Origin of the sequence: Mycobacterium alsense (assembly GCF_002086635.1) — a bacterium.
Lineage (GTDB): Bacteria > Actinomycetota > Actinomycetes > Mycobacteriales > Mycobacteriaceae > Mycobacterium > Mycobacterium alsense.
The window spans coordinates 1-18,418 of the sequence record NZ_MVHD01000044.1 but is presented as its reverse complement, the minus strand read 5'-3'; the positions used below and the strand labels follow the sequence as shown (position 1 = coordinate 18,418).

Genomic DNA, 18,418 nt, shown 5'->3' with positions numbered 1-18,418 from the left:
AGCCATCGTGACGTTCACCGTGGGCGCGCACTTGGCGTACCTCGCCTACGTGCCCAGCGGCGGGTTCCTGGCGCTGCGGTGGCCGCGCACGATCTGGCTGCACGTGGCATGCGTGTGCTGGGGCGTCGCGGTCGTGGGGCTTCCGTTGCCGTGCCCGCTGACGTCGCTCGAGGATTGGGCAAGGGCCCGGGCCGGGATGCGGCCGCTGCCCGCAACGGGTTTCATCGACCGCTACCTCGCCGGCGCCTGCTATCCGTCCGGCCGCACCCGCACCGCACAGGCGCTGGCCTTTCTGGCGGCCGCCGTGTCGTGGATCGCCCTGGCCGGAAAGCATCGCGGCGCGCGCGTCGGGCCCGCCGCACGCAGGTATCCGAACCGGCATGACCGGCAAGCGGTTCCGCGGGGGTGCGCGATCCCACCCGTACGCGACGGCAGGTCGTGCTAGGCCCCAAGTGACCGCGCGGATACGCTGATGTGTCTGATGAAGGGTCCGGGCAGGTGAGCAGGAGCCGCTCACACGAACCGCCGCCCAGCCGCGATGAGCTGGAGCGGCGGCTTTCGGCCGACATGCGGGCGATCACCGCGCAATCCGACCGCATCGGCCGCCACTTCGCCCGGGCCAACGCCGTGGGCAGCAGCGACTTCCATGCGCTGCTGCACATCATGGTCAGCGAAACGGCGGGAAAACCGTTGACGCTGGCGCAGCTGAGGCAGCGCATGGATGTGTCGCCCGCGGCGATCACCTACCTGGTCGACCGGATGATCGAGGCGGGCCACATCCGCCGCGAACCCGACCCCGAAGACCGGCGAAAGTGGCAGCTGCGCTACGAGGAAAGCGGTATGTCGTTGGCGCACGCCTTCTTTCGGCCGCTGCGCGCTCATCTCAGCAAGGCCGTGGCCGACCTGAGCGACAAGGACCTCGACGCCGCCCATCGGGTCTTCAGCGCGATGGTCGCCGCGATGTCATCCTTCGAGGAAGAGCTCGAACCCCCGCGTTAGCCCACCGAGGGTGCGCCGCTCGATCAGGTCCGCACCGCGCGCCACGCCGCCGGTGGCCGCGAATCCCGCCGCCACCCGCCGCGCACCCTCGCCCATCGTCGCCGCCTCGCGCACCGCGGCGCGCAGCCTCTCGACCGTCAGCCTCGCCGCGGGCAACCGGGTGCCGCAACCGGCCACCTGCACGCGGCGCGCGACCTCGGCCTGGTCGCGGGCGAAGGGCACCGCGCAGACGGGGACCCCCCGGTCCAGCGCCTTGACCGTGACGCCCATCCCCCCATGGGTGACGGCGCAGACCGCGCGGCCCAGGACCGCGCCGTGGGGCACGAAGCGCCGCACGGTCGCGTTGGGTGTGCGCGGCAGGTCCGCGGGCACGCCGGCCGGAAACGTCGCCACGACGTGGACCGGCTCGTCGGCCAGCGCCCGCAGGGCGACGCGGCCCAGCCTCGCGTCCGCCTGCGCGATCGAGGAAGTGGCGACCAACACGATGGGCCGGTCGATCGCCGCCAGCCAGCCGGGGAGCTCGGCGGCGTGCGGCTCGAACACGCACGCACCGATGAATTGCGTGTTGCGCCAATCGGGATGGGGGTACTCGAACGGTTCCCCGCCGACCGCCAACAGCAGCGGGGCGCGCCGCATGAGCCCATCGACCGAGCGCACCGCAGGCACACCGAGTTCCCGCCGGACGGCGTTGACGCGCGGCACGATCCGGCGGTCGAACAGGGCGCTCACGAACGGGCGCACCGACGCGTCGCGGACCCTGCCGACCGGCCCGGGAAGCGGGCGCAGGCCCGGCCCGAAGGGGGGCACGCCACGCGACCGCAGGTACGGCGTGAAGGGCGAAAACACCAGCCACGGCGCGCCGCCGGCTTCGGCCATCGCCATGGCGCCCCAGCAATTGGCGTCGACGACGACCGCGTCGGGCCGCACCCGGCTCAGCGCGCGCCGCATGTCGTCGACCTCGACCACCGCGCGGCGACACAGCACGTCGAGCGTCGTCTTCAGGACCGCTAAGGCGTTGGGCGCCAGCCAATCCCGGCCGGAGATGGACTCGATCCGGCCGTCGACGGCCTCGGCGTGCATGCCGATATCACGCATGGCGGGAACCTCGGCGGCCAGCGTGCGCAGGTGGATCTCGTGGCCGCGTTCGCGCAACTCGCGCAGGAGCGCGGCCATCGGATACAGGTGGCCCAGCGCGGGCGACCCGTACGCCAGGATGACGGCCATGCGCTTTCGCCCCTCACGAAACGGGCGTCGCGCCAACGCGGCGCAGCGCCCGCAGGTCGCCCGCCCCGCAGCCGTGCAGGCAGATGCGCAGCTCGTCGGCGAACCGCCGCAGCCAGGCCGTCGCCGCTTCGGCGGACTCGATCGCCGCGCGCAACAGCGGGCGGGCCACGGCAACCACGTCGGCGCCCAGGGCAAGCGCCTTGGCCGCGTCCATGCCGGTCCGGATTCCGCCGGAGGCGACCAGCGGGACGTCGGGCAGCGCGGCGCGCACCTCCCCGATCGCCTGCGCGGTCGGTATGCCCCATTCGGCCAGGTCGGGGTGGCGCACTTCGCCGTAGCGGACCAGCTGCTCGACACGCGACCACGACGTGCCGCCGGCGCCCGCCACGTCGATGGCGGCCACCGGCAGCGCACCGGACGACCGCAGCAGCGCGGCAACAGCCGCCGCGCCGATCCCGTGGCCGACCTCCTTCAGCAGCACCGGGTAGCCCACCAGCTCGGCCACGTCGTGCAGCCGGTCCAGCGACCCGGCGAAGTCGGTGTCACCGTCGCGCTGGACCGCCTCCTGCAGCGGATTGGTGTGCACCGCAAGCGCGTCCGCGCCCACCCGGTCCAGCGCGCGCACGATGTCGGGCACCGCGTCCTTGGTCAGCTGCGCCAGCCCGATGTTGCCGAACAGCAGCACGTCGGGGGCGACGTCGCGCACGGCGAAGCTCGGCGCGGCCCGTTCCCCCAGCGCGCTGTCCAGCATCACGCGCTGCGAGCCCAGCATCATTCCGATACCCAGCCGTTGCGCGGCGGCGGCCAGATTCCGGTTGATGACGCCCGACAGTTCCGCCCCACCGGTCATGGCTCCCACCAGGATCGGCGCGCGCAGCCGTGCGCCGAGGAATTCGGTGGACAGGTCGATGTCGTTCAGGCTGGTCTGCGTCAGGGCGTTGTACGGGAGGCGGTAGCGCTCCAGGCCGGTGGTGACGCGGCGGTATCCGACATCGCCGTCGAGGCAGACGTCGATGTGGCGGCGTTTGCGGGCGGTCATCTCGCCGCGGTCACCGGTCATCGCAGGTCGCTCCCTCCGAGCATGGCACCCCGTTCCTCGATGACTCGTCAGGTGATACCCCGATCGGGGCCGGCCAATCCCCTTGCCGGTCCGGGGTCCCCGCGAGCAAGCCGGGAGATCCGCGAGCTGATGATTAATTTGCTTAAAGGTTAAGCCACTGAAATGCTTGGCACCATGGGGTGGGACACTCTGGCCAAAGCCGTGACGGGCCGACGGTGTTGGCTGCCCGGGTTGGCTGCCGTCCTGGTGGGTATTGCCCTGATCGTGCTCATCGGCGGCAACAGCGCGGCGGGTCAGGCACCGCAGTCGGTGCCGCCGACGTCCGACTCCGCGAAGGTCGACGCCCTGGGGCGCGGGTTTCCCGGCGGTGACCGGGCTCCGCTGATCGTCGTGGTCAACCGCGCCGACGGCGCCGCGCTCGACGCCGCCGACGTGGGCGCCGCGCGGGCGGCACTCGACCGCACGGTGGCGCAGTCCCGTCAGCCCGCCGCGGCGCCCGTTCGGGTCTCCGCCGACGGCAAGGCGGCCATCGGCGTGGTTTCCGTGGACGCCGGCCTGTCCGGCCTGGCCCTCGACGACGCGGTCGCGGCCCTGCGCGGCGCCGCCCACGCCGGCCTGCCCACGAACCTGCGGGCCCACGTCACCGGCGGACCGGCCTTCGGGGCCGACATCGCCAACGCGTTCACCAACGCCAACGTGACCCTGCTGGCCGTGACGGCGTCGGTGGTGGCGCTGCTGCTGATCGCGACCTACCGCTCGCCGGTGTTGTGGCTGGCGCCGCTACTGGTGATCGGGTTCGCCGACCGGGTCGCGACGGCGGTGGGCACCGCGGTGGCGGGGGCGACCGGGCTGAGCTTCGACGGCTCCACCGCGGGGATCACCAGCGTGCTGGTGTTCGGGGCGGGCACCAACTACGCGCTGCTGCTGATTTCCCGCTACCGGCAAGAACTTTCGCGCTGCGACGAGCCCGGTCCCGGACACCGCGCAGCGTTGCGCCGCGCGGTGCGCATGGCCGCGCCGGCCATCGTCGCCAGCAACGCCACCGTGGTCCTGGCGCTGCTGACGCTGCTGTTCGCGTCGACCCCGAGCACCCGCAGCCTGGGCGCCCTGGCGGCGTGCGGGTTGGCGGTCGCCGCGGCGTCGGTCCTGGTGGTGCTGCCGCCGGTGCTCGCGCTGTGCGGTCGCCGCGTGTTCTGGCCGTTCGTCCCCCGCGCCGGCAACGGCGCCGGACTGGAGTCCGGGCCGTGGTACCGCATCGCCGAGCGGGTGAACCGCCGGCCCGCCGTGGTCGCGGTGGTGGCGATCGCGGCGCTGGGCGCCCTGGCCACCGGGTTGCTGGGAACCCGGATCGGCTTGTCGCAGACCGAACAGTTCCGCGTCCGCGCGGATTCGGTGTCCGGCTACGAGGTGCTGGCCGCCCATTTCCCGGGCGGCATCGCCAGCCCGACGCTCGTCGTCGCCCCCACCGGCCACGCCGCGCAGGTGCAGCACGCCATCGAATCCACCCCGGGGGTCGTCTCGGCATCCGAGGCGGGCCGCTCGGCGGCCGGCTTGACGAAGTGGTCCGTCGTCGTCGACGCGCCGCCGTCGTCCGGGCGGGCCTTCACAACGATTGCCGCGCTGCGGGATTCGACCCGCGCCGTCACCCCGGACGCGCTGGTGGGCGGCGCCGATGCGCAAGCGCTGGACGTGCGTGACGCCGCCACTCACGACCGGCACGTGCTGATCCCGGCGATCCTGGCGGTGATCCTCGCGGTGTTGTACGTGCTGCTGCGATCGGCGCTCGCGCCGCCGACCCTGCTCGCCGCGACGATCCTCGGCGCGCTGGCCGCGCTGGGCCTCGGCGGCTGGACCAGCATCCACGCCTTCGGATTTCCCGCGCTGGACAACACCACCCCGCTGTTCGCCTTCCTGTTTCTGGCCGCCCTCGGCGTCGACTACACCATCTTCCTGGTCACCCGGGCCCGCGAGGAGGCCGCGCACGGCGCGTCCCGGGGCATGGTCCGCGCCGTGTCGGCCACCGGCGGCGTCATCACCAGCGCGGGAATCGTCTTGGCGGCCGTCTTCTGCGTGCTCGGGGTGCTGCCCCTGATCGTGCTGACGCAGCTGGGCATCATCGTCGGCCTCGGGATCCTGCTCGACACCTTCGTCGTGCGCACCCTGGTCATCCCGGCGCTGTTCGCCCTCATCGGCGACCGCATCTGGTGGCCCGCCAATACACGCCGCCAAACCCCAAGGGAGGCAACATGAACAAGCGCACACTGGCCGGCACCGCGTTGGCCGTCGCGGCGGCCGCGGGCGTCGGGAGCGTCGCCAGCCCGGCGCGCACCCCGGTGTGGTTCGCACGCATCCGCAAGCCGCGCTACCAGCCGCCCGGCGCGGTGTTCCCGGTCGTGTGGACCACGCTGTACACCGACATCGCGGCCACCTCCGCGATCACCATCGACCGCTTCCGCGCGGCCGGGCGCGACGACAAGGCGCGCGGCTACATCGCCGCCCTCGGCGCCAATCTCGTCCTCAACGCCGGATGGAGCTGGCTGTTCTTCCGCTACCACAAACTGGGCGCCTCGGCGCTCGGGGCCGCGGTCCTCGCCGCCAGCAGCGCCGACCTGGTCCGGCGGGCGGCCGAAGCCGACCCGCGGGCCGCGGCGGCGCTGGCGCCGTACCCGGCGTGGTGCGGCTTCGCCACGGTGCTGTCCGCCGACATCTGGCGCCTCAACCGCTGAGGCAGGTGGTCGCGTCGTTTCTGGTCAAGGACCTTCACCTGCGGTGGCAGCGGGGTATCCGGCGCCGAGCGCGCCGAGGCGCTGCACCGGTATCAGGCCGTTAGCCCGAGTTCCTGATCGATCTGCGCCCAGTACTGGGGGCCGTCCGGCGTCAGGATGACCCAGTCGTGGATCTCGCCGTTGCCCAGCACGAAGTTGAACGGGGCGCCGGCCGTGGCGGCCCACTGCTGGAGGACGAGCGCGTCGGGCGAGAGGATGTCGAGGTTGCCCGAGTACACATACGTCTTCGTCTGCAGCGCGCCGAGGTTTCCATACAGCGGGCTCACCATCGGGTTGGTCACCGACAGGCCGCCCGCCCACAGCTTGCCGATGGCTTGCGCGGGCCCAACGGGCAGCAAAGGATCCTGAACCAGACCGATGTTCGGGTTGGTCATCGTGAGGTCCAGCCAGGGCGACAGCAGCACCATCGACCCGGGTTGGCTTCCGGCGGGCAACATTTCGACGGCCGCCAGCGCGAGGTTCCCACCCGCGGAGTCGCCGATCACGCTGACGTTCGAGGCGCCGAATGTGGCGACTTCCGAGGAGATGAGGCCGGACATCAGGGGCACGACCGTGCCCGCCGTGCCGCCCTGCTGCAGCAGCGGATAGATCGGCACCTCGATGGTCGCGCCGGTCTGGTAGGCCATCACCGTGTAGTTGAGCCAGTGGAAGATCGACGGCGGGAAGATAAACGCGCCACCGTGGATGGCGACCACGACGTCGCCCGACGGATGGGCAGGGGTGATCTGCACGACCTGCATCCCGTTGTAGGTGTTTGTCTGCACCGTTTCTCCCAACAGCAGCGTCAGCAACTGCGGCGGGTGGTTACCGATGAAGAAATCCAAGCCCGGGATGTTGCCGGTAAACAGCTGCAGCAGTGGGGAGTTCGGCGACGAGATCATGGTGTCGAGCCCGGAGAAGGCCAGGAAGGGTTTCACCGGATACAGCGCGGCCTCTTCGAATCGCGTGAACAGCGACGGCGTGCCGGTGTAGGTGCCCGTCTGCGTCGCGGCGAACGGCGGGGCGGCCCGCAACCCGAAGATCCCGTTGAGGATGGTGTCTTCCAGCCGGGTGAAGCCCGAGACCACCGTCGTGGGGGCCTGCTGGATCTCCTGCTCGACGAGGGCGAATCCGTTCCCGAAGGCCTGGGCGAATTCGGCGGGCAGGTTTTGCAGCGCCTGTTCCCACGACCCCAGCTGCGCGACCGTCGCCGACGCGCTGGCGTGGTATCCGCCCATCGCGGCGGCGTCCTGGGCCCACATCTGCTCGTAGGTGGCCTCGGCGGCCGCGATCGCCGGGGCATTCTGGCCGAAGAGGTTCGAGGTGACCAGCGACACGAACTGGTTGCGGTTGGCCGCGATCAGCCCGGGGTCCACGATCGCCGCCAGCGCGGACTCGTAGGCGGTGACCGCCGCCCGGGCCTGGGCGGCCGACTGCTCGGCCTGCGCCGCGGCCCCGCCCAGCCAGTCGACGTAGCGGGCGGCCGCGGTCGTCATCGACGCCGACGACGGGCCCCGCCAGGCCTGGCCGGCCAGGTCGGAAGTCACCGAGCTGAACGCGTTCGCCGCCGAATTCAGCTCACTGCCGACCCCCTCCCAGGCCGCCGCCGCCTCGAGCATCGGCCCCGGACCCGGTCCGTCGAGCAGTAGCAGCGAATTGACCTCTGGCGGCCACAACGAAAAGCTCATTCCCGCTCCCCTCGATCAGCCCGTCAACGCCCCTTATAAGAAACCCCATAGAAACGTACATCCTCGAATCCACCCGCGACCAGAAGTTGGCGGCCGGCTTTCCCGCCTTGACGCGCCGGTAGGGCGGTGGGACAACTGGCGGTGTGGCCCGCGACGACGCGCTCACACTGGTCGACGACGTCCTCGGCTACACCTGGCTCAGCTGGCGCGGCACCGCGACCGCGCACCAGCGGTTCCATGCCGCCATGTTGGCGGTCAGTGCCGGAAGCGACGGCGACAGGCGACGCCCCCAGCGCAGGCTACTCACGTGACCACGTAGTCCAGCGGCTTTCCCAGCGCGATAGCGCGGGTGATATCGCACTGGTGACCGCAGCATGCCGCCTGTCGTGGTACCCAAGTGGCCGGTGTGACGCGATCGCGACGCCCGGCTACCGCGCGGCCTTTTTGCGTTCGATGTCGGCCAGCGCGGCGGCCAGTTCGGCGCGCTGCGCGGCCGAACTCTCCCAGGACAGCTGGCGGTTCTTGACCACCTTGGCCGGGGCGCCGACGGCGATCGAGTAGTCGGGGACGACGCCGCGGACCACGGCGTGCGAGCCCAGCACGCAGCCGCGCCCGATGGACGTGCCGCGCAGCACCGTCACCTTGACCCCGACCCAGGTGTCGGGCCCGATCCGGACCGGGGACTTGACGATGCCCTGGTCCTTGATCGGAATGTTGATGTCGTCCATGCGATGGTCGAAATCGCAGACGTAGCACCAGTCGGCCATCAACACCGAGTCGCCGAGCTCGATGTCGAGATAGGTGTTGATGACGTTGTCGCGGCCCAGCACCACTTTGTCGCCGAACCGCAGCGAGCCCTCGTGCGCGCGGATCGTGTTCTTGTCCCCGATGTGCACCCAGCGGCCGATCTCGAGCTCCGCCAGTTCGGGTGTCGCGTGGATCTCCACGCCCTTGCCGAGGAACACCATGCCGCGGGTGATGATGTGCGGGTTGGCCAGCTTGAACTTCAGCAGTCGCCAGTAGCGCACCAGATACCACGGGGTGTAGGCGCGATTGGCCAGCACCCATCGCAGCGAGGCCAGCGTGAGGAACCGCGCCTGGCGCGGGTCGCGCAGCATCGATCCCCGCCAGCGGCGGTGGAGCGGAGCATTCCACATGCTCGTCATGGCCGGAAAGCCTATCGAAGCCGCCGCGCGTTACCCTCACCTGTACTCGATCGCCGCCCACCCCGCGCAGCAGGCTCGCGCAGAAGGATGGAAACCCGAGGTGCTTGCCCGACATCTCCCGCGTCGGCTTCGGCGCGGGTCGTGCGCGGCGCTGGCGGCCGCGCTCGCGGTCGGGCTCGGGGGCTGCGGCGACACCGATTCGTGGGTCGAGGCCTCGGCCGCGCAGGGTTGGGCCGCGCAATACGGCGACGCCGCCAACAGCAGCTACACCGCGACAAGCGGCGCGACCAAGCTGTCGCTGCGATGGACGCGGTCGGTCAAGGGCAGCCTGGCGGCCGGCGCCGCGCTGGGCGCGCGCGGCTACCTCGCCCTCAACGGGCAGACCGCCGGCGGGTGTTCGCTGATGGAGTGGGAGAACGACAACAACGGCCGCCAGCGCTGGTGCGTGCGGCTGGTCCAGGGCGGCGGCTTCGCCGGCCCGCTGTTCGACGGCTTCGACAACCTCTACGTCGGCCAGCCGGGGACGTTCCTGTCCTTTCCGGTGACCCAGTGGACGCGGTGGCGAAAGCCCGTGATCGGAATGCCCACCACCCCACGGTTTCTCGGCCACGGCCAGCTGCTCGTCGCCACCCACCTCGGACAGGTGCTGGTCTTCGACTCCCACCGCGGCGTGGTGGCCGGCAGCCCGCTCGACCTGGTCGACGGTGTCGACCCGGCCGACGCGACGCGCGGGCTGGCCGATTGCGCCCCCGCGCGGCGGGGCTGCCCGGTCGCGGCCGCGCCGGCGTTCTCGGCGCTCAGCGGGACCGTGGTGATCGGCGTCTGGCAACCCGGCGCGCCGGCGACCGGGCTCGTCGGGCTGAAATACCACGCGGGCCAGTCCCCGCTGCTGGCCAAGGAGTGGACCAGCGACGCGGTAAGCGCCGGCGTGATCGCCAGCCCGGTGTTGTCCGCCGACGGGTCGACCGTCTACGTCAACGGCCGCGACCAGCGGCTGTGGGCGCTGCGCGCCGCCGACGGGAAGGCGAAATGGTCTGCGCCGCTGGGCTTTTTGGCGCAGACGCCGCCCGCGGTCACCCCCCAGGGGCTGATCGTGTCCGGCGGCGGCCCCGACACCCGCCTGGCGGCGTTCAAGGACGCCGGCGACCATGCCGACCCCGCCTGGCGCCGCGACGACGTCACGCCGCTGTCGTCGTCGAGCCTGGCCGGCGGCGTCGGCTACACCGTGGTCGGCGGCCCGCCCGCCGACGGGTCGCCGGGCATGTCGGTCCTGGTCTTCGACCCCGCCAACGGTCACACGCTGGGCAGCTACCCGCTGCCGGCGGCCACCGGATATCCCGTCGGGGTGTCGGTCGGCAACGATCGGCGGGTGGTGGCCGCCACCAGCGACGGCCAGGTCTACAGCTTCGCCCCCGAAGGCTGAGTCCTAGATCGCCAGCGGCGGGATGGCGTCGCGCGGCACCCGCGCCTGGACCGGGCCGGCGAACGCCGGCAGCATCTCGCCGGGGGCGAAGTAGAAGATCAACTGGTCGTCGGTGATCGCGAAGTTCTGGTAGTGCGACGGGTCGAGCCCGGTGGAGGGCAAAATCGTCACCCCCAGGGGGCTTTGGCGGTTCAGGTCGCGCTGGACGATCGGGTAGATGGCGTCCAGTGGAGTGGTGTTGGGTGCGAAAAGGTTGTCGAACGTGATGGGCTGCTTGGCGCCGAGGTTGTAGTTGAACGCCTTGTACCAGGTCGACGTGCGCGATCCGCCGACGTCCTGGAAGAACTTGAGCACCACGCTGCGCGTGTTGTGCGGCGGCTGACCGGCGGTGTGCTGCTCGGTGGTGGCCTCCATCTGGTACGGGTGGTCGCGCGCCCCGGATCCCTGGGCGACGTTGACGAAACCGTCGCGGTTCTGCGCGATGTAGTCGGCCAGCGCCTGTTCGTCGGGGTAATCGGCGGGGAACGTCATGTCGAGCATGTAGGTGGGGCCGGTGGCGTGCACGTGACACATCTGCCCGGCCTCGATGGTGCCGCCAAGCCCGGCGCACGACGGCTCGGCGACCGCACGGGGGGCCGCCAACCAGCCCGGCATGGCCGCGGCGGCCAGCACCGCGGTCGCTAACAGGTAACGCATCGTCGAATTGTCCTCGCAGATCAAACGGGGCTGAACGCCTACAGGGCGACGCCGCCAGCCTACCTGGGGGCTAGCGGGAGGGGCGGCAGACGAAGGCCGCCGCATGAGCGGCGGACCCCGAGCCGATGCGGGCGATGACCACCGACAGCGGCCGGCCGCCGCGCGGCCGCAGCCGTCGCCGCAGCGCGTCGGGGTCGACGCGCACGCCGCGAACCAGGATCTCCAGCGCCCCGCAGTCCAGCGCCGCCAGCGCGTGGCGCAGCCGGCGCTCGTCGAACGCCAGCTGCTCGAGCACCTCGAAGCCGCGGACCCCCGGCGGCAGCCGATCCCCGGACAGGTAGGCGATGTCGGGGTCGAGCTGCCACAGCCCGTGGCGGGCGCCGTAGTGGCGCACCAGGCCGGCCCGGACCACCGCGCCGTCGGGGTCGACGATCCATCGCCCCGCCGGCCGCACTCCGCACTCGTCCGGCTCGGCGTCGGTGATTTCTTCGCCGAGGTCGAGGACGCTCGCCCGCCGGCGGACCCCCGGCGACGCCAGCCCGACCGACCACAAACACGCCTCCCGCACCGACCCCCGATGGGACGTGACCTCGATTTCGCCGTCGAAGCCCAGGCGTCGCAGCTGCCCGAAATCGATTCCGGGGGAACACTTTACGACAAGATCGCGGCCGCGATGGGCGTCGAACAACGCGCGCAGCCCGGGCCGGTAGTCGTCGATGCCGAAGCGCCGCCGCCCCCCGCCGCGGCGGGCGGGGTCGGCGAGGATCACCGCCCCGCGGGTCACCGGGCGCAGCGCGTCGGCGCGGCACAGGCCCGCGGCGAATCCATCGGTCCCCAGGTTGTGGCGCGCCATCGCCAGCCGCACCGCGTCGATGTCGCTGCCCACCGCGCGCACCCCGCGGCGGCGCAGCGCGGCCAGCTCGGTGCCGATCGAGCAGGTCACGTCGTGCACCAGGTGGCCCCGAAGCCGCCCGGCCCGGTGCAGGGCCACCGGCGCCGCGGTGGCCTGCTGCAGCGCCTCCTCGGTGAACAGCCAGCCGGAGACTCCCAGCTCGCCCAGCCTTTCGGCGGCGCGGCGGCGCAGCAGCGTCGTCTCGACCAGCACCGGCGCCCGGTCGCCGAACCGGGCGCGGGTCGCGGCGATGTCGGCGAGCCGGGTGTCGTCGGTCAGCTCGAGTCGGCCAACGGCGTCCAGCGCCGCGACGCCCGGCCCCGACCGCAGGTAGTCGACGTCGTCGGCGGTGAAGCGCAGCCCGCTGTAAGCGCTGCTCAGGAGGGTTTGACCCCGGTGACCATCACGTTGTAGAACCAGCCCTTGGGCACCAGGTGCCGCCACACGTTGGCGTCCACCCAGCTCAGGGTCTTCCAGCCGTTGAAGGCGAACTTGGCCCAGCCCCAGCCCAGCCGCCCGGGCGGCACCGCGCATTCGAACGTGCGCAGCGGCCAGCCCAGCATCGCGGCGGTGAATTCCACGGTGGCCGTGCGCGCCGCGACCGCGCCGGCGCCGGTGGCCATCCGCGCCAGCTCCTCCGGGCCGAACGTGTGCAGGTCGACGAGGGCCTCCAGCGCCGCGGCGCGCGAGGATTCGTCGAGTTCGGCCTGCGGTCGCCGCCAGCCGCCCAGGCCGGGCAGCTTGGTGGCGTTGGTGACGATGCGCCAGGTCAGTGTGGACAACGTGCGCGCGTAGGTGTCCCCGACGCTGGTCGGTTCGCCGGCGAACACGAACCGGCCGCCGGGACGCAGCACCCGGATCACCTCGCGCAGCGCGAGCTCGACGTCGGGAATGTGGTGCAACACGGCGTGCCCGACGACCAGGTCGAACGTGTCGTCGTCGTACGGGATGCGCTCGGCGTCGGCCACCCGGCCGTCGACGTCCAGGCCCAGCGACTGCCCGTTGCGGGTGGCGACCTTGACCATCCCGGGCGACAGGTCGGTGACAGATCCGCGCCGGGCGACCCCGGACTGGATCAGGTTGAGCAGGAAAAACCCCGTCCCGCAACCCAATTCGAGGGCACGGTCGTAGGGCAGGTCGCGGATGACGTCGTCGGGCACGGCCGCGTCGAAGCAGTCCCTGGCGTAGTCGACGCAGCGCTGGTCGTACGAGATCGACCACTTCTCGTCGTAGGTCTCGGCCTCCCAGTCGTGGTAGAGCACCTGCGCGAGCTTGCTGTCGTGCCGCGCCGCTTCCACCTGTTCGGCGGTGGCGTGCGGGTTGGGAACGGCGTCGCCAGGAATCCCGGTACTCGTCGTCATGCAGGGCAGCCTAATCGTCGCCCGGTTCGGGGTCGAAAACGGCGTCGAACACGGAATCGATGCCGGCCTTGGCGGCGGCCAGCGCGTGCGCCGGCCCGTCGAGGAAGCGGCGCGCCCACGCCGCGGCGGCGTCGTAGACGTCGTCGGGGGCCACCATCTCGTCGACCAGGCCGAGCGCCAGGGCCTCCTCGGCGTCGAAGAACCGGCCGCTGAACACCAGTTCCTTGGCCTTGCTCGCCCCCGCCGCCCGCGCCAGGCGGGCCATTCCCCCGCCGCCGGGGACCAGCCCGGCCAGGATCTCGGTGGCGCCGAACTTCACGTTGTCGCCGGCCACGCGCCAGTCGGCGGCCAGGGCCAGCGTGAGGCCGGCGCCCAGCGCGTACCCGGTGATCGCGGCCACGGTCGGCTTCGGGATCGCGGCGACGGCGTCGACGGCCGCGCGGCGCACCCGGTCGGCGGCCTCGGCCTCCTGCGGCGTCAGCGTGCCCAGCTCGCCCGGGTCGTCGCCGGCGGAGAAGATTTCGTGGCCGCCGAAGACGATCACGGCGGCGACGTCGTCGCGGCGCCCCAGCTCGTCGGCCGCGGCCACGATCTCGCGGTAGACCTGCCGGGTCATCGCGTTGGTCGGTGGCCGCGACAGCAGCAGCATGGCCAGGCCGGCGTCCCGCGAGCCGTCGCTGACCACGACGGACACGAACTCGCTCAAAACGCCCACCCCATCCCGCCGGCTTCGCGCGCCTGGTGGTAGCGGTCGGAGTCGAAGAACTCGAAAATCCAGTTGTCGCCCTGGATTTCGAGGTGTGGCTGCACCGCGACGATCTGGCGTTCGACGGCCAGCACCTCGGCGACGCTGCGACCGGCCAGCGAGTCCAGCTGCGTCCAGGTCGGCGGCAGCAGGAAGCTGCGGCCGGCGGCGAAGTCGTCGATGGCGGCCTGCGGCGTCGTCCAGCCGACGCGGTCGGATTCGGTGTTCTCCCCGTCGGCCCGCTGCCCGGCCGGCAGGGCACCCACGAAGAAATAGGTGTCGTAGCGGCGGGTGCGTTCGGCCTCCGGGGTGACCCAGTTGGCCCAGGGCCGCAGCAGGTCCGAGCGCAACACCAGGTTCTCGCGGCGCAGGAAGTCCCCGAACGACAGCGCGCCGCTGGCCAGCTCGTGGCGCGAGTCGCGGTACACCGACGCGTCGCCGACGATGCTGTCCGGGCCCGAGCCCGCCTGGTCGGCGGGGCCCGCGAACAGCACCCCCGATTCCTCGAACGTCTCCCGGGCGGCGGCGCAGACCAGGGCCTCGGCCAGGTCCGGTTCGATGCCGAACCGCTGCGCCCACCACTGCGGCGGCGGCCCGGCCCACGCGATGTCGGCGTTGCGGTCGCGGTCGTCGACGCCGCCGCCGGGAAACACCATCACGCCGGCGGCGAATTCCATCTGCGAGTGCCGGCGCATCAGGAAGACGGCCAGGTCGCGCGCCGAGGTTTCGCGGACCAGCATCACGGTCGCGGCCGGCCTCGGCACCAGGGGTGGCTCGTCGGGCGGTGCGGTCATAGCTGCCTCCGGTGTGCTGCGCGGGTGCGGATGCGGCGGGCGAAATACCGCCCGTCGGCGACGTCCAGGGCGATCGACTGGCCGAACGCCGCGGACAGGTTCTCGGCGGTCAGCACGTCGGGCAGCAGGCCCGCGGCGACCACCCGCCCCTCCGACAGCAGCATGCAGTGGGAAAAGCCGGGCGGGACCTCCTCGACGTGGTGGGTCACCAGCACCAGGGCGGGCGCGTCCGGGTCGGCCGCCAGATCGGCCAGCCGGGCCACCAGCTCCTCGCGGCCGCCCAGGTCCAGGCCGGCGGCGGGCTCGTCGAGCAGCAACAGCTCGGGGTCGGTCATCAACGCGCGGGCGATCAGCACCCGCTTGCGCTCCCCCTCCGACAGCGTCCCGTAGGTGCGCTCCGCAAGATGTTCGGCGCCAAGGCTTTCCAGCATGTCGGCGGCCCGTCCGTAGTCGACGTCCTCGTAGCGCTCGCGCCACCGGCCCAGCACCGCGTAGCCGGCCGACACGACGAGGTCGCGCACCAGCTCGTCGCCGGGCACGCGCTGCGCCAGGGCCGACGAGCTCAGCCCGATCCGCGACCGTAGCTCCGAGACGTCGACGCGGCCCAGCCGCTCGCCGAGCACGAACGCCACGCCCGACGACGGGTGCTCGGCCGCGGCGGCGATGCGCAGCAGCGACGTCTTGCCGGCACCGTTGGGCCCGATGATCACCCAGCGTTCGTCGAGTTCCACCGCCCAGTCCAGCGGTCCGACCAGCACGCGTCCGCCGCGGCGCAGCGCCACGTTTCGGAAGTCGATCAGCAGGTCGGGGTCGGCTGCCTCAGGCACCCGACCATCGTGCCGTACCGAATGCGGCACTAGTCCGGCGGGATCTCCACCCGGCGCACCTGCCCGTCGACCGCATCGGCGGCCTCGATCTCCCCGCGCGTCACGCCCAGCAGGAAAAGCACCGTGTCCAGGTAGGGGTGGCTCAACGACGCGTCGGCGACCTCGCGCAGCGCGGGCTTGGCGTTGAACGCGATCCCCAGCCCGGCCGCGGCAAGCATGTCGATGTCGTTGGCGCCGTCGCCGACGGCGACGGTCTGGGCCATCGGCACGCCGGCCCGCTCCGCGAACTCCCGCAGGGCCTGGGCCTTGCCGGCCCGGTCGATGATCGGGCCGACGACCCGGCCCGTGAGCGTCCCGTCGACGATCTCGAGATCGTTGGCCGCCACGTAGTCGAGCGCCAGCTCGCTGGCCAACGGCTCGATGATCCGCCGGAACCCCCCGGAGACCACGCCGCAGCGTAAACCCAAGCGCCGCAACGTTCGTAGCGTGGTCCGCGCGCCGGGCATCAGTTCCAGCTGCTCGGCGACCTCGTCGATCACCGTGGCCGGCAGGCCGGCCAGCGTCGCCACCCGCTGCTCGAGCGACTGCGCGAAATCCAGCTCGCCGCGCATCGCGGCCTCGGTGATCGCGGCGACGGCGCCCTGGGCGCCCGCGCGCGCCGCCAGCATTTCGATGACCTCGCCCTGCACCAGCGTCGAGTCGACGTCGAACACCACCAGCCGCTTGGAGCGCCGTTCCAGGCTGTAGTCCTCGACCGCGACGTCGACGCCCTCCTCGCCGGCCACCCGCGTCAGCACGTTGCGCAGCGCGCCGCCGGCGCCCGGCGGCACCGAGACCCGCAACTCCAGGCCGGTCACCGGGTAGTCGGACACGCCGTGGATGAGGTCGATGTTGACGCCCTGCGCCGCCACCTCCCGGGCGACCGCACCGAACGCGTGGGCCGTGATCGGCCGGCCGAGCACGAAGATGGTGTGCGTCGATGGTTCCCGGATGATCGGCCCGTTGTCGCTGCGTTCGATGGTGACGTCCAAACCCATTGCGCGGATGGCGGATTCGACGTCGTGGCGCAGCGCCTCACCGTCGGCGACGTCGGGCGGGCAGGACAGCAGGACCCCGAGCGTCAGGCGGCCCCGGATTACCACCTGTTCGACGTTGAGCAGCTCGACCCCGTGCCGCGACAGCACTTCGAACAGCGCCGACGTCACGCCGGGCTGGTCCACGCCGGTGACGGTGATCAGCACCGACACCTTGAGTGGGAAGTTCACTCCGACTCAGAGCCTTTCGGCGCCGCTACTGCTGAGCGGTCGAGCGGTCCGGTTCGGTCCGTGGGCCGAACCCCTTCGGGGATTCCAGGGCCGTGGCGTGCCGCCCCACGTGCGCCTCGGCACGCAGCCGCTCCACCATGTGCGGGTAATGCAGCTCGAAAGCCGGGCGCTCCGAACGGATCCGGGGCAGCTCGGTGAAGTTGTGCCGCGGCGGCGGGCAGCTGGTGGCCCACTCCAGCGAGTTGCCGTAGCCCCAGGGGTCGTCGACGGTGACGACCTCGCCGTAGCGCCAGCTCTTGAACACGTTCCACACGAACGGGAACATCGACGCGCCGAGGATGAAGGCGCCGATGGTGGAGACGATGTTGAGCGGCTGGAAGCCGTCGGTGGGCAGGTAGTCGGCATAACGCCGCGGCATGCCCTGGTCACCCAGCCAGTGCTGCACCAGGAACGTCGTGTGAAAGCCGATGAACGTCAGCCAGAAGTGCAGCTTGCCCAGCCGCTCGTCGAGCAGCCGGCCCGTCATCTTGGGGAACCAGAAGTAGATCCCGGCGAACGTGGAGAACACGATCGTGCCGAACAGCACGTAGTGGAAATGCGCCACCACGAAATAGGTGTCGGTCACGTGGAAGTCCAGCGGCGGGCTGGCCAGGATGACCCCGGTGAGACCACCCAGCAGGAAGGTCACCGCGAAGCCGACCGAGAACAGCATCGGCGTCTCGAACGTCAACTGGCCCTTCCACATCGTGCCGATCCAGTTGAAGAACTTGATCCCGGTCGGCACCGCGATCAGGTAGGTCATGAACGAGAAGAACGGCAGCAGAACCGCTCCGGTGGCGAACATGTGGTGCGCCCACACCGCCACCGACAGCGCCGCGATCGACAGCGTCGCGTACACCAGCGTGGTGTAACCGAAGACCGGCTTGCGGGAGAACACCGGGAAGACCTCGGTGACGATCCCGAAGAACGGCAGCGCGATGATGTACACCTCGGGGTGGCCGAAGAACCAGAACAGGTGCTGCCACAACAGGACTCCGCCGTTGGCCGGGTCGTAGACGTGGGCGCCCAGGTGCCGGTCGGCGGCCAGCCCGAACAGGGCAGCGGTCAGCAACGGGAACGCGATCAGCACCAGGATGGACGTCACCAGGATGTTCCAGGTGAAGATCGGCATCCGGAACATCGTCATGCCGGGCGCGCGCATGCACACCACGGTGGTGATCATGTTGACCGCGCCCAGGATGGTGCCCAGACCGGCGACGGCCAGGCCCATGATCCACAGGTCGCCCCCGGCGCCAGGTGAGTGGATGGCGTCGGACAGCGGCGTGTAGGCGGTCCAGCCGAAGTCCGCGGCGCCGCCGGGCGTGATGAAGCCGGCCATGGCCAGCGTGGCGCCGAACAGGAACAACCAGAACGAAAACGCGTTCAGCCGCGGGAATGCCACGTCGGGCGCGCCGATCTGCAGCGGCAGCACCAGGTTGGCGAACCCGAACACGATCGGGGTCGCATAGAACAG

At 71.5% G+C, this 18,418-nt stretch carries 17 protein-coding genes and 1 pseudogene; 6 read left to right on the top strand and 12 right to left on the bottom strand.

The genetic code is table 11. From position 1 onward, the window contains the following. The first annotated feature begins 7 nt into the window (after positions 1–7). Both BST11_RS20405 and BST11_RS20400 read left to right on the top strand, forming a co-directional pair. Positions 8–445 (top strand): DUF2784 domain-containing protein, encoded by a 438-nt coding sequence (locus tag BST11_RS20405; RefSeq protein WP_244897728.1) that lies wholly within the window; start codon positions 8–10, stop codon positions 443–445. 122 nt (positions 446–567) lie between these two features. Further along, a complete protein-coding gene (locus BST11_RS20400) occupies positions 568–999 on the top strand; it encodes a MarR family winged helix-turn-helix transcriptional regulator (protein WP_142276467.1) in 432 nt (143 codons plus the stop codon). Here BST11_RS20400 and BST11_RS20395 read toward each other — a convergent pair. Together BST11_RS20395 and fni are read right to left on the bottom strand one after the other, a co-directional pair. Then, the gene (locus BST11_RS20395) at positions 964–2,223 is read right to left on the bottom strand and encodes a glycosyltransferase (RefSeq protein ID WP_083139776.1); all 1,260 of its coding nucleotides are present in this window, start codon (positions 2,221–2,223) and stop codon (positions 964–966) included. The two genes, BST11_RS20400 and BST11_RS20395, sit on opposite strands and share 36 nt — an antisense overlap. A gap of 13 nt (positions 2,224–2,236) precedes the next feature. Continuing rightward, on the bottom strand, positions 2,237–3,283 hold the full coding sequence (gene fni / locus BST11_RS20390) for a type 2 isopentenyl-diphosphate Delta-isomerase (protein ID WP_083139775.1): 1,047 nt from the start codon (positions 3,281–3,283) through the stop codon (positions 2,237–2,239). A 174-nt stretch (positions 3,284–3,457) separates the two neighbouring features. On the opposite strand from fni, the gene BST11_RS20385 reads away from it, so the two are divergent. Both BST11_RS20385 and BST11_RS20380 read left to right on the top strand, forming a co-directional pair. Next, positions 3,458–5,533, top strand: coding sequence for an MMPL family transporter (locus BST11_RS20385; RefSeq protein ID WP_083139774.1), 2,076 nt, complete (start codon positions 3,458–3,460; stop codon positions 5,531–5,533). Then, on the top strand, positions 5,530–6,009 hold the full coding sequence (locus BST11_RS20380) for a TspO/MBR family protein (RefSeq protein WP_083139772.1): 480 nt from the start codon (positions 5,530–5,532) through the stop codon (positions 6,007–6,009). The genes BST11_RS20385 and BST11_RS20380 overlap by 4 nt, the downstream gene beginning before the upstream one ends. Before the next feature lie 92 nt (positions 6,010–6,101). Here BST11_RS20380 and lipY read toward each other — a convergent pair whose 3' ends face one another. Then, positions 6,102–7,736 (bottom strand): triacylglycerol lipase LipY, encoded by a 1,635-nt coding sequence (lipY, locus tag BST11_RS20375; RefSeq protein WP_169834938.1) that lies wholly within the window; start codon positions 7,734–7,736, stop codon positions 6,102–6,104. Positions 7,737–7,879: 143 nt separating this feature from the next. Here lipY and BST11_RS27670 point away from each other — a divergent pair, with 143 nt between their 5' ends. Next, positions 7,880–8,047 carry a hypothetical protein gene (locus BST11_RS27670; protein WP_158086808.1) on the top strand — a complete coding sequence of 56 codons (168 nt, stop codon included), beginning with the start codon at positions 7,880–7,882 and terminating at the stop codon, positions 8,045–8,047. A gap of 117 nt (positions 8,048–8,164) precedes the next feature. On the opposite strand, the gene BST11_RS20370 is transcribed toward BST11_RS27670, so the two are convergent. After that, entirely contained in the window at positions 8,165–8,902 is a 738-nt protein-coding gene (locus BST11_RS20370; protein WP_083139771.1) for an acyltransferase, read from the bottom strand. Between the two features lie 40 nt (positions 8,903–8,942). Here BST11_RS20370 and BST11_RS20365 point away from each other — a divergent pair, with 40 nt between their 5' ends. Beyond that, positions 8,943–10,325, top strand: coding sequence for an outer membrane protein assembly factor BamB family protein (locus BST11_RS20365; RefSeq protein ID WP_244897732.1), 1,383 nt, complete (start codon positions 8,943–8,945; stop codon positions 10,323–10,325). A gap of 3 nt (positions 10,326–10,328) precedes the next feature. On the opposite strand, the gene BST11_RS20360 is transcribed toward BST11_RS20365, so the two are convergent. The 8 genes and pseudogenes from BST11_RS20360 to ctaD form a co-directional block, all read right to left on the bottom strand. Continuing rightward, complete coding sequence (locus tag BST11_RS20360) at positions 10,329–11,021, bottom strand: esterase (protein WP_083139813.1); 693 nt, start codon at positions 11,019–11,021, stop codon at positions 10,329–10,331. A 70-nt stretch (positions 11,022–11,091) separates the two neighbouring features. Further along, a complete protein-coding gene (locus BST11_RS20355; protein ID WP_083139811.1) occupies positions 11,092–12,273 on the bottom strand; it encodes a THUMP-like domain-containing protein in 1,182 nt (393 codons plus the stop codon). 17 nt (positions 12,274–12,290) lie between these two features. Continuing rightward, complete coding sequence (locus tag BST11_RS20350) at positions 12,291–13,274, bottom strand: class I SAM-dependent methyltransferase (protein WP_083139769.1); 984 nt, start codon at positions 13,272–13,274, stop codon at positions 12,291–12,293. Positions 13,275–13,317: 43 nt separating this feature from the next. Next, positions 13,318–13,980, bottom strand: a pseudogene (locus BST11_RS20345) (enoyl-CoA hydratase); the annotation flags it as partial. Further along, the gene (locus BST11_RS20340) at positions 13,977–14,813 is read right to left on the bottom strand and encodes an NUDIX hydrolase (RefSeq protein ID WP_083139768.1); all 837 of its coding nucleotides are present in this window, start codon (positions 14,811–14,813) and stop codon (positions 13,977–13,979) included. The gene BST11_RS20340 and the pseudogene BST11_RS20345, both read right to left, overlap by 4 nt. Further along, positions 14,810–15,670: an ABC transporter ATP-binding protein gene (locus BST11_RS20335; RefSeq protein ID WP_142276463.1), complete on the bottom strand. Its 861-nt coding sequence runs from the start codon at positions 15,668–15,670 to the stop codon at positions 14,810–14,812. Before BST11_RS20335 ends, BST11_RS20340 begins: the two co-directional genes overlap by 4 nt. Beyond that, positions 15,670–16,905, bottom strand: a complete 1,236-nt coding sequence (serB, locus tag BST11_RS20330) for a phosphoserine phosphatase SerB (RefSeq protein WP_083139765.1) — start codon at positions 16,903–16,905, stop codon at positions 15,670–15,672. Before serB ends, BST11_RS20335 begins: the two co-directional genes overlap by 1 nt. 25 nt (positions 16,906–16,930) lie before the next feature. Further along, positions 16,931–18,418 (bottom strand): aa3-type cytochrome oxidase subunit I (gene ctaD / locus BST11_RS20325; RefSeq protein WP_083139764.1); only part of this gene is annotated, 1,488 nt, incomplete at its 5' end.

Coding starts and splice junctions, on each gene's coding strand:
- BST11_RS20400 (WP_142276467.1), top strand. CDS start 568: ATGCGGGCGATCACCGCGCAATCCGACCGCATCGGCCGCCACTTCGCC.
- BST11_RS20395 (WP_083139776.1), bottom strand. CDS start 2,223: ATGGCCGTCATCCTGGCGTACGGGTCGCCCGCGCTGGGCCACCTGTAT.
- fni (WP_083139775.1), bottom strand. CDS start 3,283: ATGACCGGTGACCGCGGCGAGATGACCGCCCGCAAACGCCGCCACATC.
- BST11_RS20385 (WP_083139774.1), top strand. CDS start 3,458: ATGGGGTGGGACACTCTGGCCAAAGCCGTGACGGGCCGACGGTGTTGG.
- BST11_RS20380 (WP_083139772.1), top strand. CDS start 5,530: ATGAACAAGCGCACACTGGCCGGCACCGCGTTGGCCGTCGCGGCGGCC.
- lipY (WP_169834938.1), bottom strand. CDS start 7,736: ATGAGCTTTTCGTTGTGGCCGCCAGAGGTCAATTCGCTGCTACTGCTC.
- BST11_RS20370 (WP_083139771.1), bottom strand. CDS start 8,902: ATGACGAGCATGTGGAATGCTCCGCTCCACCGCCGCTGGCGGGGATCG.
- BST11_RS20360 (WP_083139813.1), bottom strand. CDS start 11,021: ATGCGTTACCTGTTAGCGACCGCGGTGCTGGCCGCCGCGGCCATGCCG.
- BST11_RS20350 (WP_083139769.1), bottom strand. CDS start 13,274: ATGACGACGAGTACCGGGATTCCTGGCGACGCCGTTCCCAACCCGCAC.
- BST11_RS20340 (WP_083139768.1), bottom strand. CDS start 14,813: ATGACCGCACCGCCCGACGAGCCACCCCTGGTGCCGAGGCCGGCCGCG.